16 protein-coding genes are annotated in these 14815 nt (G+C 67.5%); 11 read left to right on the top strand and 5 right to left on the bottom strand.

Features of this window, described 5'->3' with window-relative positions; genetic code table 11:
* The first annotated feature begins 14 nt into the window (after positions 1 to 14).
* From ACOQFL_RS15125 to ACOQFL_RS15110, 4 genes are all read left to right on the top strand, one after another.
* A complete protein-coding gene (locus ACOQFL_RS15125) occupies positions 15 to 1253 on the top strand; it encodes a pyridoxal phosphate-dependent aminotransferase (RefSeq protein ID WP_435544802.1) in 1239 nt (412 codons plus the stop codon).
* The gene (locus ACOQFL_RS15120; RefSeq protein WP_435544801.1) at positions 1253 to 1999 is read left to right on the top strand and encodes a tryptophan 2,3-dioxygenase family protein; all 747 of its coding nucleotides are present in this window, start codon (positions 1253 to 1255) and stop codon (positions 1997 to 1999) included. Before ACOQFL_RS15125 ends, ACOQFL_RS15120 begins: the two co-directional genes overlap by 1 nt.
* Before the next feature lie 161 nt (positions 2000 to 2160).
* The gene (locus tag ACOQFL_RS15115; RefSeq protein ID WP_435544800.1) at positions 2161 to 2976 is read left to right on the top strand and encodes a DUF6597 domain-containing transcriptional factor; all 816 of its coding nucleotides are present in this window, start codon (positions 2161 to 2163) and stop codon (positions 2974 to 2976) included.
* Positions 2977 to 3030: 54 nt separating this feature from the next.
* Positions 3031 to 3648, top strand: coding sequence for a class I SAM-dependent methyltransferase (locus ACOQFL_RS15110; RefSeq protein WP_435544799.1), 618 nt, complete (start codon positions 3031 to 3033; stop codon positions 3646 to 3648).
* Between the two features lie 96 nt (positions 3649 to 3744).
* On the opposite strand, the gene ACOQFL_RS15105 is transcribed toward ACOQFL_RS15110, so the two are convergent.
* Positions 3745 to 4089: an MmcQ/YjbR family DNA-binding protein gene (locus ACOQFL_RS15105; protein ID WP_435544798.1), complete on the bottom strand. Its 345-nt coding sequence runs from the start codon at positions 4087 to 4089 to the stop codon at positions 3745 to 3747.
* Between the two features lie 61 nt (positions 4090 to 4150).
* Positions 4151 to 5380 carry an MFS transporter gene (locus ACOQFL_RS15100; RefSeq protein WP_435544797.1) on the bottom strand — a complete coding sequence of 410 codons (1230 nt, stop codon included), beginning with the start codon at positions 5378 to 5380 and terminating at the stop codon, positions 4151 to 4153.
* 84 nt (positions 5381 to 5464) lie between these two features.
* Here ACOQFL_RS15100 and ACOQFL_RS15095 point away from each other — a divergent pair, with 84 nt between their 5' ends.
* The 4 genes from ACOQFL_RS15095 to ACOQFL_RS15080 all read left to right on the top strand — a co-directional run bounded on the left by ACOQFL_RS15095 (position 5465) and on the right by ACOQFL_RS15080 (position 9172).
* Positions 5465 to 6091 (top strand): TetR/AcrR family transcriptional regulator, encoded by a 627-nt coding sequence (locus ACOQFL_RS15095; protein WP_435544796.1) that lies wholly within the window; start codon positions 5465 to 5467, stop codon positions 6089 to 6091.
* A 120-nt stretch (positions 6092 to 6211) separates the two neighbouring features.
* Entirely contained in the window at positions 6212 to 6934 is a 723-nt protein-coding gene (locus ACOQFL_RS15090; protein WP_435544795.1) for a TtfA family protein, read from the top strand.
* Positions 6935 to 7215: 281 nt separating this feature from the next.
* A complete protein-coding gene (locus tag ACOQFL_RS15085) occupies positions 7216 to 7989 on the top strand; it encodes an SDR family NAD(P)-dependent oxidoreductase (protein ID WP_435544794.1) in 774 nt (257 codons plus the stop codon).
* A 316-nt stretch (positions 7990 to 8305) separates the two neighbouring features.
* Positions 8306 to 9172, top strand: a complete 867-nt coding sequence (locus tag ACOQFL_RS15080; protein ID WP_435544793.1) for an SAM-dependent methyltransferase — start codon at positions 8306 to 8308, stop codon at positions 9170 to 9172.
* 297 nt (positions 9173 to 9469) lie between these two features.
* On the opposite strand, the gene ACOQFL_RS15075 is transcribed toward ACOQFL_RS15080, so the two are convergent.
* A complete protein-coding gene (locus ACOQFL_RS15075; RefSeq protein ID WP_435544792.1) occupies positions 9470 to 9967 on the bottom strand; it encodes a GNAT family N-acetyltransferase in 498 nt (165 codons plus the stop codon).
* Positions 9968 to 10121: 154 nt separating this feature from the next.
* On the opposite strand from ACOQFL_RS15075, the gene pyrE reads away from it, so the two are divergent.
* The 3 genes from pyrE (at position 10122) to ACOQFL_RS15060 (ending at position 12664) form a co-directional block, all read left to right on the top strand.
* On the top strand, positions 10122 to 10700 hold the full coding sequence (gene pyrE / locus ACOQFL_RS15070) for an orotate phosphoribosyltransferase (protein ID WP_435544791.1): 579 nt from the start codon (positions 10122 to 10124) through the stop codon (positions 10698 to 10700).
* A gap of 224 nt (positions 10701 to 10924) precedes the next feature.
* The gene (locus tag ACOQFL_RS15065) at positions 10925 to 11524 is read left to right on the top strand and encodes a TrmH family RNA methyltransferase (RefSeq protein ID WP_435544971.1); all 600 of its coding nucleotides are present in this window, start codon (positions 10925 to 10927) and stop codon (positions 11522 to 11524) included.
* 174 nt (positions 11525 to 11698) lie between these two features.
* Positions 11699 to 12664 carry a DUF368 domain-containing protein gene (locus ACOQFL_RS15060; RefSeq protein WP_435544790.1) on the top strand — a complete coding sequence of 322 codons (966 nt, stop codon included), beginning with the start codon at positions 11699 to 11701 and terminating at the stop codon, positions 12662 to 12664.
* Between the two features lie 226 nt (positions 12665 to 12890).
* Here ACOQFL_RS15060 and ACOQFL_RS15055 read toward each other — a convergent pair whose 3' ends face one another.
* Together ACOQFL_RS15055 and nagA are read right to left on the bottom strand one after the other, a co-directional pair.
* Entirely contained in the window at positions 12891 to 13118 is a 228-nt protein-coding gene (locus ACOQFL_RS15055; protein WP_435544789.1) for a hypothetical protein, read from the bottom strand.
* 46 nt (positions 13119 to 13164) lie between these two features.
* Positions 13165 to 14343, bottom strand: coding sequence for an N-acetylglucosamine-6-phosphate deacetylase (gene nagA, locus ACOQFL_RS15050; protein WP_435544788.1), 1179 nt, complete (start codon positions 14341 to 14343; stop codon positions 13165 to 13167).
* Between the last annotated feature and the right edge of the window lie 472 nt (positions 14344 to 14815).

The raw sequence follows: 14815 nt of genomic DNA, 5'->3' as shown, positions 1-14815 counted from the left end.
GAGGAGGCAAGAACATGTCCCAGGACACGCCGATTTTCCCGGTAGCGTCCGCGATCCCGGCCTCGTGGCTGTACGAGTCCTTCCGGCAAGCCAACGAGCAGGAGCGGCGAGTTCCGTCGCTGATCAAGCTGAACGTCGGTGAGCCCGCGTTCGGCCCGCCGGAAGCGGTCGGTCGGGGCCTGGCCGACGCGGCGCTCGACGGTCGGACCCGCTACATCGACGTACAAGGACTGCACGAGCTGCGTGAGACCATCAGCGACAAGCTCGACACCGCCAACGACATCGACGCCCCGGTCGATCACCTCTTCGTGACACCGGGGTCGTGCCAGGGACTTGCAGCCCTGATGCGGACCCTCGCCGAGCCCGGCGGCGAGATCCTGATACCCGAGATCCACTGGCCGGTGCACCTGCAGCAGGCGCTGCTGGCCGGGCTGCGTCCGGTGTTCTACGGGCTGGACGACAACTTGGCGCCGGATCCCGAGTCGGTCCGCGACGTTTCCACCGCGAACACGCGAATCCTGCTGTTGAACTCGCCCGCCAATCCGACGGGTGCGTTGCTCGGGCGCGACGTGCTGGCACGGCTCTACGAGCTGGCCTCCGAGCGTGGGTGGCAGATCATCAGCGACGAAGCGTACGAGGACTTCGCGTTCGAGGCACAACATCTGTCGACAGCCTCCCTCGAACGCGATGTGGAACCCTCCCGACGGCTGGTCAACAGCGTGTTCACCTTCTCCAAAGGGCTGGCGATGACCGGTTACCGCCTCGGCTACGTGGCCGTGGGGCGCCCGGATGTGTGCGCCGCGATGCGAATGGTGCAGGAGTCGAGCATCATCGCTCCTTCCGCCCCGATCCAGTACGCCGGACTGGAAGCGATGCGGGCGCGGGAATCGCTCGCCGAGAACCACAAGTACGTGCGAGCGAATCGGGACAGCGTGTTGCCCACCCTGGTGGATGCCGGGCTGCTGCCCGCCCTGCCGGGGGGCGGTTGGTATGCGATGGTCGACGTGTCGGCTAGCGGCCTGTCCGGGGAGGAATTCACCGCTGAGCTCCTGCGGGACGAACACGTCGCGGTCGTACCGGGCAGCGGTTTCTCCGCCCGACCGGAGTTCGGCGCGGACGGGACACTGCGTCCGGTCCTGCCGGGGGGCATCGCCAGTCGGTTGGTGCGGATCGCGTTCTGCGTCGAGTACGGGCAGTTGGCTGCCGGGGTCGAGCGCATCGTGTCGTTGGTCGAACAGAAGAGGAAAGGCTGATGGACACCGAGGTCTCCTATCACGGCTATCTGCGGATCGGAGAGCTGCTTTCGTTGCAGCAGCCACTCTCCGAGAACCACGACACCGAGCACACCGTACTGTCGGAGCACTTCTTCATCATCTGCCATCAGACCTGCGAGCTGTGGCTCAAGCAGATCCTGGCCGACCTGTCGGCTGTAGAGGAAGCGTTCTCGACGATGCGTCCGGCCGAATTGGAACGGGCGGTCGACCTGCTCTACCGCGTGGGGGATCTGCTGCGAATGCTGCACGAGCAGCTGGTCGCGCTGGAGCGGTTGCCCCTGGAGGACTTCGCCGACTTCCGGCGTCACCTGGGGTCGGCGAGTGGAGCACAGTCATCCCAGTTCCGCGAACTCGACCGGATCATCGGGAACGCCTCCCGTAGCGGCACCCTTTATCCGGCGTTCGCTCGAGGGGTGGAACGGACCGGCGGCACCATGGCCAAGATCGTCGAGGCGGGAGTCGCCGCCGGTACCGAACACCGCATCGTCGAGGCGCTGCTGCACCTGGGCAACGGCTACCTGCGTTGGAAGGTCGGCCACGTGGGGCTGACCAGCAGGGTGCTGGGCGAGACGGCGGGAACGGGCGGCAGCTCGGGGGTGGCTCATCTGCTGGACCGTGCGACGTTGCCGTTCACGGAACTGCGGTTGCTTCGAGGCGAGGTTCACAGGCGGGTCGCCACCGCGGAGGGGGCGGCATCCGATGGGCGCGACTCGCGGACCGATTGAAGCGTGCCCCGCCTTCCGGTCGTGATCGGGACCGTCACTTCCCGCGGGAGCGGAGCGATCCGCGGCAGGAGAACGGCGCGTTCGTCCCGCGGCGGTCCGCTCCGGACCGCCGCGGGATCGTCCTGCCCGGAACGAGCATCGGCGCTAAGGTTTCCGGCACGATGTTCACCTCGATGACGCCTGGTGGCCCGGTGGGCGAGTTCGTGGAGTCGATCTGGCTCCACGAGGGTGGAAACCCTGCGCGGCACGCCGAACTGCGACTTCCCACCGGTGCGGTCGAGCTGATGTTCAACCTGCGGGAGGATTCCTTCCGATTGCCCGGCGGCACCGCGCCGAGCGGGAACTCCAGGGGCGCGGTGATGGCCGGGCCGTACCGCCGTGCGTACGTGTTGGACACGACCCAGCAGTCGCGAGTGCTCGGGGTGGTGTTCCGACCCGGTGGCGCACGGCCGTTGGTCGAAGCGCCGCTGCACGAACTGCGCGAGCGCCACGTCCCGTTGGAGGCTCTCTGGGGAGCGGACGCGGAACTGGTGCGTGAGCGGGTACTCGCCGCGCCCGATACCGGGTCGCGGCTACGTACGCTCGAATCCGTTCTGCACGAGCGGCTGAGCCGCCGTGCCGAGCTCGCGCATCCAGTGGCCGTGGCCGCTACAGCCTGCCTTTCCGACGCGGCCGGGAGTCGGCGCATCGGTCGGCTCGGGGAACGTCTCGGGTGGACGGCACGGCGGGTGGAACAGGTGTTTCGCACCGATGTGGGGCTTTCGCCGAAGGCCTACCAGCGGTTGTGGCGCTTCCGAACGGCGCTGGAGGACATAGACGAAGCCGCGCGGCTCGGTTGGTCGGCGTTCGCGGCGGCGCACGGTTACTACGACCAGGCGCACCTCATCCGGGAGTTCCGCTCGCACTGCGGCCTACCTCCGACAGAATACCTCCGGCAGCGAGGTGAGCGGCTCAACCACGTGCCGCTACCCGGCTGAAGCGTTTCGCATTCGTCCAAGACCCGCGCATCGCGCGCGGGCACCGTGACGGGCATGGACCGGCAACGTTTCATCGACGACAGCGCCCGCCGCCCGCGCGGGCGGCTCGCCCAGGAGGGTTACGGTGGCGCTTCCGGAGCGCCGCCCGGCCACGAGGAGATTTTCGATCTGCTGCTGGCGCGGGTGGGATCGGTAACCGGCGAACGCGTTCTGGACATGGGGTGCGGGGGAGGCCGCCTGATGGAGCGACTGCTCCAGCTGGGAGCGGCCGAGGTGACCGGTGTTGATCACAGTCCCGACGTCCTCGAATTCGCTCGTCGCCGCAATGCGGACGCCTGTCGGCTGGGGACCGCCCGGTTGAGGCTCGCCGACGTCCGTGAGCTCCCCTGCGCCGACGGGGAGTTCACGCTCGTGGTGACCACCAGCGCGTTCTTCTTCTTCGAGAACCCCCACACCGTGCTCACCGAGATCCATCGCGTCCTCGCCCCCGGTGGTCGACTCGTCATAGCCACCGTGCCGGGACCGGAACCGCCCGACAACGTCTGGGGTTCGGCTATGCACGTCTACACCGACGAGGAACTCGAGGAGTTGCAGCGCGGTGCTGCATTCGAGAATGTCCGTGTCGGTGTGGCGGAGGGGATCCAACTCGCTTTCGCAGGCAAGCCCCGGTAACTCCCGGCTGGAAATCCCCGTGAGCGATTCCCCGTGAGCGATTCCCCGGGGCCGTGGTGGCCGTCCGCCCTCCGGCGGGATCTCTCGGCTCCCGCACTACTTCCCGTCGAGTTCCGCGACGAGACGTGCGGGAGCCCGCAGCCGGAAGGACTCCTCGAGCAGTTCCGCTGCTTCGGCGCGATCGACACCATCGAGACGGACGAGCAGCATCGGCCGACCGTTGTAGTGGGAGGTCGTGAAGAATTTTTCGGGTTCGGCTTCGAGCAGTGCTTCTTTCTCCTCGACCGAACCGACCCACACCACCAGTGCTTCCGGATCCTCGCGAAACCAGCCGAACCCTCGTGGCTTCGTCCGCCACGACGGTTGCCCGCCGTAGGAGGGCTGTTCGTAAGCGCCCGGCAGGCCACGGGCGATTTCGCGGATCTCGTCGACGGTGATCATGAGCGCAGCCTGCCCTACCGCTCCCGTCCGTGTCTCGCGGTCGTCCGGGATCGGCGCGTGCTCAACGGGCCCTGCCGCTGCCGATCCAGGCCAGCACGGCGAAGACCCCCGCCGCGACGGCGAACACGATCGTGGCGTTGTGCAGCCCGAACAGCGTGGTCAGGTAGCCGAGCAGGATGCTGGAACCTCCGGCGGAGAGATAGGCGATCACGTAGATCATCGCCGAGGTGCCCGCCCGCTGTTCGGGTTTCGCCAGTGCGCTGAGCATCCGGAAACCCCCCATGAACATCAGCCCCCATCCCGCGCCCAGCACGATCGAACCGCCGAACAGCAGCACGGCGCTTCCGAGGATCACCGCCGTCGCCACGGCGGCCAGGCCGAGCAGCAGCAACGGGACCGCCAGCCGTACCGCGCGGGTGCCGTGCCATCCCGAGGCCAGCACCTGGCCGATGCTGCCGACCCCGGCCAGCACCGTCACGGTCAGACCACCCACGAAGTGCTGGTTGCTCTCGACCAGTCCACTGGCCACCGAGGGCCCCAGGGACATGAACATCCCGCCGACCGTCCAGGCGGCCAGCATCGTGGTGGCCAGCAACGTGAATGTGCGCCCCCGTCCTTCGGGCACGATCGGCCGCTGCGGACGCAGCAGCCGTTTCAACTCGACCCGGCCCCGCGCCACGGGTTCGGGCATCGCCAGCACCCCGAGGAACAGCACGACCAGCGCGGCGATCAGTACCAGATAGCTCAACTCGGTCGGGGCGGGCGCGAACTGCACCAGCGCCCCCGCCATCGCCGATCCCACCGCCATGCCCGCAGAGGCGGCGATCCCGTTCACCAGCGGGCCGCGTCCGCTGCGCGGCGGTTGGAAGTCCAGCAGCGTGGCGCTCACCGCGCTGGTGACCGCTCCGGTGGCCAGACCCTGCAGGATCCTGCCCGCGCACAGCCAGCCCACCCCGGGTGCGAACGCCAGCACCAGCAGCGAGCCGATCTCCAGCACCAGTGATCCGAGCAGCACCGGGCGCCGCCCCAGATGGTCCGACAACGAGCCGAACAGCAGCAGCGCTGCCAGGATGCCGATCATGTAGACGGCGAAGACCACCGTCAGCACGGTGCTGGAGAACTCCCACTCCCGCTGGTAGACGGCGTACATGGGGGAGGGTGCCGTGGAGGCCATCAGAAACACCGCGAGCACGAGTCCCGCGAGTGCGAACGCCCCACCGGACGAGAAGAGGCGCGGGTGGGGGGTCTCCGTGATTGGTGGGGAAGTGGTGGGGGTCGGCTCGGGCGACATGATTCTCCTCACCGGAACGAGTTATTCCGCGCGGAGCAACATTACCCCGGATCGGATCATTCCGTTCCGAGATATGCTGTGGCCATGCCCACAACCCAGCACGCCGTGGACTACGACGAACGCGTGATCAGCGCGGCTCGCGAGGTGTTCGCGCAGCAGGGATTCGCCGCTCCGGTCTCCGAGATAGCCGAGCTCGCCGGAGTCGGCGTGGCCAGCATCTACCGGCGTTACCCGAACAAGCGACGACTGGCCGAGCACGTTCGGATCGCCGCCATGAGCCGTGTCATCGCCGAGGCGGAGTCGGCGAGGGAGGCCGAACCCGACCCCTGGGTCGCGTTCGTGCGGTTCATGCGGGGATGTCTGCGCGCGCATGCCGGAATCGGCGTGGTGCTGCCGCCCTACGAGGAATCCGAGGACGTCTCCGAGGAGCTGACCAGGCCGCGGCAACGCATGATCGAACTCATCGAGGAGCTGGTGAGCACGGCCCAGCGTGCGGGGCAGCTGCGCGGTGATTTGCGCTCGGCCGATGTGTTCCTGCTGTTCAAGCACCTCAATCCGCCCCTTGCCACCGACGAGGCCCGCCGTGCCGAACTGCGGCAGCGCTACCTCGAACTGCTGCTTCCCGGCCTCCGTGAGCGGGCGGACCGGCTGCCCGGCGACGCGCCCGACTGGGACGAGCTCTTCCGGATGTGCGTTCCGAGTGGACAGTGATCCCATCGGATCGAGCCGGGTGGTCCGGTTCAAGTCTTTTCGGGTGTTCTTCCGGCCGGTACCGCGATTTCGAGAGCAGGTGATCTTCGCACTGCTCCGGTGGCCGACTACCCTGCGAGTGTGGGCATACCTGCTTGGGCCTGGTTCGCCGTGGCGGCGGTCGCGACAGCGGCGGGCGTCACGCTGCTGATCACCGACCACGCGCGGCGAACGGCGAAGAACCGGGAAAGAAGACGTTGGGCGGCGCTACGTGGCTGGCAGTTCGCCGAGTTCGACCAGGTGCTGCCGACCAAGTGGCAACGTGGGCTGCTGCCGCAGTACAACGGGGCGGTGGCCACCGACATCGTGGCCGGATCCACTTTCACCGCCGACGGAAGGCGCCAGGTCTCGGTGCTCGACCTCGTGGTGGGGGGCAGGACGGTGGCGGTGCTGCTCGGGCTACGTTGCCGCCGGTCGACGGCCACCACGCTCGAACTGTGGTTGCCGGAGGTGCCGGTTCCACCGGAGTCCGAACTCGACCTGCTCGGTCCGGTCGGCTCGCGCTACGCGTTCGTGGGTGACGTCGCCACGGCTCGGCCGCTGGTCACTCCGGACGTGGTCGACGCTGTCGAGGAGTTCGGCGACGACGTGACCGTGGCCTGGGCGGAGAACGACTGGGTACTCGCGGCGCTGGAACCCGCCGCGGCCGAACCCGAACAGCTGGAGGGCACGCTGCGCGCATTGGGCCGGTTCGCCGACCTGCTCGATCCGTTCGAAGTGGACCCCAACGGCGAGACCCCGAGCGCGGAGCGTCCCGACGACGAGATAATCCCGAGCCCCACCACCGAGGACGACACCGCTTGAGCGGTATCCCGTTACCTCGCGGGGTATTCCCTCCACAGGGTGCTGCGGTTGGGCGGGGTGCTGCGGTGGCTCGGGGATGACGGGACGCCTCGGGCAGCACGCGGTGCACCAGGGTGCGGATACACCTCGGTTGGGCACCGCCACGTGTCCAGCCCCGCGGCTTGGTGATTTCGCGAGAAATTGATGCCGCCGAGCCTTCCGCCCCCACCGAGCCTTCCGCGGACCGAGCGGAGCTTCGAGGGAGGATACCACCGGGGAAACTCGCGGGTAGGGTCCGAAACATGTCTACCGCTCTCGTAACCGGTGCCACCGCCGGTATCGGACGGGCTTTCGCCCGCAGGCTCGCAGCAGAGGGCTACGATCTGGTGCTCGTCGCCCGTGATTCCGAACGGCTGGCTTCGCTGGCCGAGTACCTGGGTGATCGCTACGGTACCGTCGCCGAGCGGTTGCCCGCGGATCTCACCCGGGACGAGGAACTCGCGGAGGTCGAACGTCGCCTCGGTGACGCGACGAGGCCGATCGACCTGCTGGTCAACAACGCGGGTTTCGGCACCTCCGGTGCTTTCTGGGACACCGACCCCGAGACGCTGCGGCAACAGGTGGATCTCAACGTCACGGCCGTGTTGCGGCTGACCCGCGCCGTTGTTCCGGTGATGCGTGACTTCGGCCGGGGCGACGTGATCAATCTGTCCAGTGTGGCCGGTTTTTTCGCCATGTCCGGCTCCACCTACTCGGCGACGAAGGCCTATGTGACCACGTTCTCCGAGGGCTTGTCCGCCGCACTGGCGGACACCGGGGTGCGAGTCATGGCGCTTTGCCCCGGTTTCACCCGCACCGAGTTCCATCAGCGTGCCCAGCTGGAGATGAGTTCGCTGCCGAAGGCGTTCTGGCTGGATGCCGACACGCTCGTGCACGAGGCGCTGCGCGATCTGCGTCGCGGTCGGACCGTGTCGATTCCCGGCGCGCAGTACAAGGCCGTGGTGGCCCTCGGCAAGCTGATACCGAACCGGTTGCAGCGGTTCGTCGTAAGTCACGCCGCGCCGGGGCGGACCTGACGGGGAAACCGGACCGACGATTACGGCTCGGTGTGGTTCCGCCGAATCCACGCCGAGCCGTACGTGTTCGGAAATACCGGCGAGTAAAAATGAAAATACGTCATGTCGCTCTCGCTCGGACGGGGTAACACAACGGGTCGGAAGTGCTGCTACTTTCTTCGCGGCGACACCCTGTCCGGAAGGCGCGGTGTTCGGTTTCGGATGAGCGTCCCGTGAGATGTCGTCGAGCGCCGAGAACGAACACGGTTTTCCGGAAAGTGGCAGTCCTGCCAGCAAGTCATTCGGAAACGAGTTCACCGAGAACCGGAGACACGACATGTCAAACCGAGCGGCATTGGGATCCGCCCTACCGGCGACCGGCATCGAGAATGCCTACGAACGGTTCGCGCCGTTGGCCGAGAAGTACTGGGGTCCCGATTTGCACAACGGGTACTGGTTCGACGGTACGGACGAGAGTTCCCTGGAGGAGGCCACCGCCAGGCTGGCGGAACTCGTGATCGACAAGCTGCGCGTGTCGCCCGGAGATCGGGTGCTGGACGTGGGGTGCGGTAACGGCCGTCCCACCGTGGCGGCGGGACTCCGCACCGGTGCCGACATCACGGGTATCGACGTAAACCGTCGTGCGCTGCGAGAGGCCGCGACCCACGCCAGCTCGAACGGTGTGTCGCACTATGTTTCCTTCGATTACGCCGACGCGCTCAACCCACCCTTCCGCCCCGAGAGTTTCGACGCGGTGATGTCCGTCGAGTCCTCGCCGCACTTCGAAACGGGCGAACTGCTGTCCAGCATGGCCCGTTTGCTGCGCCCCGGCGGACTTCTGGTGCTGGAAACGCCCTACGTACGAGTTCGAATGACCGAGCGGCTGCGCTCCCGCACCGCCGAGTACTACGAACTGATCCAGGCCGTCTCGCTGGACACGTTGCCACGATACTTCGAACTCGCCCACGCAGCCGGGCTGGCACCGGTGGAGTTCCTCGACATCACCGAGAACACCGCCCCCACCTGGCCGACGGCGCTACGGCGGTTGCGGGAAGACTGGGACGAGATCGAGCGTTCGCTCGGATCCGAACTTCCGGAACGTGCGGTGGCCGCCGTAAGCGCGTGGTGTGAGCTTCCCGAACTGGGGACCATGATCCTGACACTGCGGCGGGAGGACGAGCTGTCCGCTGTCCGAGGGCAGTGACGGGGTGAGCCTGCCGCACGGGATTCGTGGCCGCCGAGCCCGGCCCGTGTTTCCGTGTCGCGGACCACCCCACCGCTCGGGAACGACAACCATCGCGGGGATGGTGTCGTTCCCGTGGAGTCACCTGCTCACTCACCGGTGGTGCAGCTGAGCCTGCGCGATTCGTGACTTCCGTCCTGCCGGAAATCACGAATCGCGATCCCGGATCGTCGCTACCAGGTGCCCGCGTCCCGGGGCGAGAACCGCCGGGAGGTTCCGCCGGGCGAGCAGCTCGACAACTCGACCGGAAAACTTCGCTCAGGCGTCGCTGGTGGCGAACTCCTCCTCCGGTGCCACGGACTTGATCCAGTCCAGGCTGGGGGCGGCGAACAAGGTCATCGTGGTCAGTTCGGTGAATCCCATCGAACGGGCGAGCAGCCTGGATTCCCTGTTGGACGTCGAGATGTCACCCACCACCCGGGTGGCGCCTGCGTGGTAGAGCGCCCGGATGGTCGCGTCGGCCAGTTTGGTCGCCAGCGCCTTGCCCCGGAAATCTTTTCGTAGTCCTATCCATTCGACGTGGCCCCAGTACTTCTGGTCGAAGAACGGCATCGAGGCCAACACGAATCCCACTTTCCGCGACCCCACCTCCGCCACGTGGCAGGCTTCCGGCTGTTGGTCGAGATGTTTGGCTATGGCTCCCAGCGACCACACGCTGTAGGGAAATACCGAAACGTCGAAAATCTCGTTGCCGAGTTCAAGTATTTCCGGGACGTCCCTGTTCTCGACCGGGCGTACTTCGGCGATTGATGTCATGGCGGAAATAGTAACCGCTGGTTCCTTTTCGGGGTGCATCCCTATTTGATCACACGATTAGGTGAGATTTTTCGTTCTGGCTAAAATTGACTTCGGTTTCGGGTAATATACCCGAATTTCGTGCCAGGCGAAAATGATCATCAGTCGGAGCGGTATGCTGCCGGTCGTGGAGGAACGAACCGCGCACACTACGGTTGACCAGCAACGTCGTGACCAGCTCGCCCGGCTCGTCCGGGACCTCACGGTGGTACACGAGCCGGTCACGCTGTCCTCGGGACGGCGTGCCGACTACTACGTGGACCTCCGCAGGGCCACGTTGCATCACGAGGCGGCACCGCTGATCGGAACGCTGCTGCGGCAGCTCACATCGGACTGGGATTACACGGCCGTGGGCGGGCTCACGCTGGGCGCGGATCCGGTGGCAACCGCGGTGCTGCACTCCGCAGGGGCTCCGCTGGACGCGTTCGTGGTGCGCAAGAACGCCAAACAACACGGCATGCAGCGTCGGATCGAGGGACCGAACGTCTCCGGACGTCGGGTGCTGGCCGTGGAGGACACCTCGACCACCGGGGAGAGCGTGCTCACCGCCGTCGAGGCCCTACGAGAGGCCGATGCCGAGGTGCTCGGAGTGGCCACCGTGGTCGACCGCGACACCGGAGCCCGTGAAGCCATCGAGGCCGCGGGGCTGCCGTACCGCTCGTTGCTGGGGCTCGCGGATCTGGGGCTGGACTGAAGGAACCCGACAACGCACTAGCAGCAGGAGCCCTGGTGAGTTCCAACGACAGCGCCGGAGCGCACCGCAGCGTGTCCGAGGAGGAGCGTCCGGTCGACAACTCCCGGGACGCCGACCGACAGCGGGACGGTTCGGGAACTCCCGGACACGGACCGTCCGGCCAGGAAGCAACCGAGCGGGAGCAGCCCGAGGCCGGGCCGACCGAGTGGGGTGCCCAGGTCGGGGTGGGCCCGTGGGAAGGGGAATGGCCGGCGGGCGAGCACTACGATCCCGAACTCCTGGAACACGGTGATCGTCGCAACGTGGTCGACCAGTACCGCTACTGGAGCCGGGAGGCCATCGTGGCCGAGCTGGACCGTAGGCGGCACGGCTTCCACGTGGCCATCGAGAACTTCCAGCACGACCACAACATCGGAACGGTCGTACGCACCGCCAACGCCTTCGCGGCGCAGGAGGTCCACATCGTCGGCCGCAGACGCTGGAACCGGCGCGGCGCCATGGTCACCGACCGCTACCAGCACGTGCGCCACCATCCGGGGCTGGACGAGCTGCGTGCCTATGCCGAGGAGCACTCGCTGCACGTGGTGGCCGTGGACAACACCCCCGGAGCCACCCCGATAGAGCGGGTGGAGCTACCCGCCGACTGCGTGCTGCTGTTCGGACAGGAGGGACCCGGTCTCGGGGACGACTCCCGTCGCATAGCCGATCTGGTGGTTTCCATAGCGCAGTTCGGTTCCACCAGGTCGATCAACGCCGGGGTGGCTTCCGGGATCGTCATGCACACCTGGATCAGGCAGCACGCCCGGCTGGAGAACGCCTGGTGACCTCACCCTTTCGGGGAGTCGGGGCTGTTTTCCGATCTCCGGCGAGCCTTGGAGCACTGCCGGGTGGCACCATGAGGGCGATCGGTAGTGTCGTACTCACTCGAACCGGCGAATCACTCCCGCCGGAGCGTTCGGCACGGGCGGGCCCGGTGGCGCCTCCGGTCGGTTTCTGCAGTGTCCGACAATGAAAAGCAGGTCATGGTCAACTCATTGCGTGCGTATCTAGCGAACCTGGTTCGCGGTGCCCTGATCGGTACCGCCGAGATCGTTCCCGGTGTGAGCGGTGGAACGATCGCCCTGGTCACCGGGATATACGAAGCACTGATCGGTTCCGCCGGACATCTGCTCAGCGCGTTGCGGCTGGCTGTGGCCGACGTGCCGCGTGGCGCCGGTTTCAGCCGCGCGGGGATCGAGTTTCGCAAGGTGCGCTGGGACGTGGTACTGCCCGCGCTCATCGGACTGGTGTGCGCCGCGTTGATCGCCGCCAAACTGCTGGAACCGGTGATCGAGGAGCATCCGATCTCCTCCCGCGCGGTGTTCTTCGGACTGGTGCTGGCCTCGCTGTGGGTTCCCATATCCATGATCGGTCGGGCCTGGCGGGCTGCCGACGTCATCACGGCCGTGCTGGCCGCACTGCTCGCGTTCGGGCTCACCAGTCTCCCTCCCGCCGCTGTCTCGCCGAACCCGCTGATCGTGGCGCTGGCAGCGGCAGTGGCGGTCTGCGCCCTGGTGCTGCCCGGGGTCTCCGGTTCCTTTTTCCTGCTCTCCTTCGGGCTCTACGAGACGACGCTCTCCGCGCTCAACGAGCGGGACGTCGGCTACATCGCGACCTTCGCGGTGGGCGCGATCATCGGCCTCTCCCTGTTCGTCAAACTGCTGCAGTGGCTGCTGGAGCACCGCAGGCGGATCACGCTGGTCGTGATGACCGGGATCATGGCCGGTTGCCTGCGCGCCCTGTGGCCCTGGCAGACCGAGGAGCACCGCGAGCTGCTCGCCCCCTCGGGCAACGTGGGTGTGACGGTGCTGTTCTTCCTGTTGGGTGTGGCCCTGGTGGCGACGGTCCTGGTGATCGAGCACCTCGCGTTGCGGCACAGGCCGAACGACGACGAGCCCACCGAGCAGATCTCCAGGGTCGGTTGATCGAAGTTTTCCGCTCGGGTTGTCGAGCTGCTCGCTTGGCGGAACCTCCCGCGGCGGTGCCGATCGTGAGGGTGGTCGGGGACCGATTTGCGGGAGTGGTGGGAGCTCGGCCGCGTCGAAGTGGCGCGGCGATTTCGCGAGAAATCGACGAGCCCCCTCGCCAGTCGCCGCCGCGGCGTCCCCGGGACAGGAGCTCGGCCGTGCCGCTGAGCTCCCCACATGGAGCTCAAAGCATCGAGATCACACCCGCGACGCCGCCGACGAGAATTCCCAGCAGCAGCGCGTAGAGCAGCACACGCGACACCGGCAACCGCCGCGGTTTCGGTTGCCGCGGCGGTCGCCGGTTCGGCGCGGACTCGGGTTCCGCGTTCCCGTTGCCGGTCGCCTGCGCGCGCAACGCGGCGGAGAGCACCCGCTCCGCATCCGGTTCGCCACCCGTCGAGGACGTACTCATGCCCTTCAGCGTAGGTATCCGCACGGTTGTCGTGTGGGAGTGGTGCTCATCCGGCCAACCTGGCGGCGTTGTCCGGGACCGCGGGGACCGGCGAACCGTCCTTGAGCACGTAGCGGGGACGCAGCCCTTCGTCCAGCACCACCAGGTCCGCGGCCAGGCCGGTGCGGATCGAGCCCAGCCGGTCGGACAGCCCCAGCAGCTCGGCCGGTTTGGTGGCACAGGCAGCCACCGCCTCCGGTAGGCTCAGCCCGCAGCGTTCGACCAGGTTGCGCAGCGCGGTGTCCATCGTCAGCGTGCTGCCCGCCAGTGAGCCGTCCGCCAGTCTGGGTTCACCGTTGGTGACGGTCAGCGGCAGGCTGCCCAGTTCGTAGTGCCCGTCCCCCGCCTCCGTGGCGCTGATCGCGTCGGTGACCGCGACGGTGCGTGCGAGGCCCGCGTGCCGTGCGACCAACCGCGCCACCGTCGGGTGCAGGTGGACCATGTCGCAGATCATCTCGATGGTGATCCGCTCGTCGTCCAGCAGGGTGCCCACCGGTCCCGGCTCGCGGTGGTGCAGTGGCCGCATTCCGTTGAACAGGTGGGTCGCCACGGTGGCTCCGGCGTCGATCGCCGGGCGCACCTGTTCGGCAACCGCGTCGGTGTGACCGACGGCGGCGAGCACCCCGGCCCCGGCGAGTTGCTTGACCGCCTCGACGGCCCCGTCGAGCTCCGGCGCCAGTGTGACCATCCGGACCGCGCCCTCGCCCGCTTCGAGCAGTTCGGCGACGGTTTCCGGGTCGGGGGCGCGCAGCATGTCGGTGTCGTGGGCGCCGCAACGCACCGCCGAGAGGAACGGGCCCTCCAGGTGGATTCCGGCGAGCAGCCCCTCGCGCACCGGTTCGAGCAGGGAGGTGATCTGTTCTCGGAGTTGTGGCACGGAGGCCGTGACCAGGCTGGCCAGCATCGTCGTGGTGCCGTGTGCACGGTGCGCCGCCACGGCGGCGCTGATCTGTCCCCGATCCCGGCTGGTCAGTGATCCACCACCTCCGCCGTGGCAGTGGATGTCGACGAATCCGGGGACGATCCAGTGGCCGCTGAGCTCCGGCCGCAGTCCGCCGGGGGCGGGGCCTTCACCGATCTCGGCGATCCGTCCCCTCTCGAGGCGGATCCAGCCGTCCCGCGGCGCTCCCTCGTCGGTGACGATCCGCCCACCGATCAGCGACGGCTCGGTTGCTTCGTTGCTCACAGTCTCGGCGTTCCTTCCAGGAGCGGCTGCGGTCGGTGCCGCTGGAGTCGCCCCGTGTTGCCGGGCGAATGTTTCGGGTTGCTAGTCCGATCCTGCGGCATCGACCCCATTTTGGTCTACACCACCTGTCGGAGACGTGGTGTGTGCCGCTCTTTCGGGGCAATCGGTGAAATGAATCGATTCAGTACGTGAGTGTTCCAGTGCGTACCGTGACGACCCGGCGGCGTCCGTGCCGCCTACGAGCGGTTCTCGGGACAGCTGCTCGACCTCGCCGGGCGGACGCACCGCGAAGAGCCACGTTTCCCGACTCGTTCCTCCCGGATGGGTGGTATCGGAACCACGTGTGCGACCAGGGGGCCACGGGAGTTACCCATGTGCCCCAACACGACGGCCCCGCCCACGGGCGGGGCCCGCGAGGGAGTCCGGCGGGAGATTCCGCCACTCGCATCGCCGGGCGAGCCGGGGTGCGGAA

Origin of the sequence: Actinopolyspora sabaoui (assembly GCF_051225635.1) — a bacterium.
Classification (GTDB): domain Bacteria; phylum Actinomycetota; class Actinomycetes; order Mycobacteriales; family Pseudonocardiaceae; genus Actinopolyspora.
This window is presented reverse-complemented; position numbering and strand designations above follow the sequence as displayed.